This window comes from Buttiauxella sp. S19-1 (assembly GCF_022134725.1).
In the GTDB taxonomy this organism is placed as follows: Bacteria; Pseudomonadota; Gammaproteobacteria; order Enterobacterales; family Enterobacteriaceae; genus Buttiauxella; species Buttiauxella ferragutiae.
The window spans coordinates 1-1,013 of the sequence record NZ_JAHWLU010000256.1 but is presented as its reverse complement, the minus strand read 5'-3'; the positions used below and the strand labels follow the sequence as shown (position 1 = coordinate 1,013).

Here is a 1,013-nt window from a genome sequence, read left to right as displayed (position 1 = left end):
GTATTAATACTTATCGATTAACAGCTGCCATGATTGGGGCTATCATCTGGTGAGATTTCTAACGTTCTAAGAGGACTATGTGGTGGGTAAAAAACCGATGTACCGTCAGATTGCCGATGCTATCCGCTTGCAGGTGGAAAACGGTGAATTGAAAGCGGGTGACGCACTGCCCACAGAATCAGCGCTTCAGGCACAGTTTGCGGTGAGCCGGGTGACTGTCCGTCAGGCGCTCAAACAACTCACCGAACAGCAAATCATCGAGAGCATTCAAGGCAGCGGTTCATACGTTAAAGAGGAAAAGGTCAATTACGACATTTACCAGTTGACCAGCCTCTATGAAAAACTGGCCGACAGAAATGTCGAAACCCACAGCGAAGTGCAGATTTTTGAAGTTACTAAAGCGGATGACATTCTGGCCGCCCACCTGCAACTGGCGGTCGACGACAAAGTCTGGCATGTGAAACGCGTGCGTTTCATTAAACAAAAACCCGTTACGCTGGAAGAAACCTGGATGCCACTCACGCTGTTCCCCGATCTCACCTGGGAGGTGATGGAGAATTCGAAATATCACTTCATCGAGAACGTGAAGAAGATGGTTATCGACCGCAGCGAACAAGAGATAATTCCGGTGATGCCATCTGAAGACGTCGTTAAAGCGTTGGGAGTTGATGCCAGCAAACCGGTTCTGGAAAAGGTGTCGCGTGGCTATTTAAGGGACGGACGGGTGTTTGAGTTCAGCCGTAACGTATTCAAAAGTGATGATTACAAATTTACGTTAGTGGCGCGGCGTAAGCATTAAATTTGTTAAAGCCCTTCCACTTATTTCCCTCATAGCATCATTGAATTCACTACATCAAATGGTGCTATAAACAGCAATCAGTGAGCAAGAGCGCATTCGTATGCAAACTGTGGAATCGATTTGGGTCTGAATGACTTCATCATTCAAAGAGTGGCAATGCTGAAAATAACAATGATGATATTGCGTTTAATTCACAACACGAATCCCTTCATCA

Annotated in this window: 1 protein-coding gene; it reads left to right on the top strand. The window is 46.1% G+C overall.

Going from position 1 to position 1,013, the window contains the following annotated elements; all coding sequences use genetic code 11:
• Window positions 1-82 precede the first annotated feature (82 nt).
• Window positions 83-799 carry a GntR family transcriptional regulator gene (locus tag MES37_RS24430; protein WP_166642044.1) on the top strand — a complete coding sequence of 239 codons (717 nt, stop codon included), beginning with the start codon at window positions 83-85 and terminating at the stop codon, window positions 797-799.
• The last annotated feature ends 214 nt before the right edge of the window (window positions 800-1,013 follow it).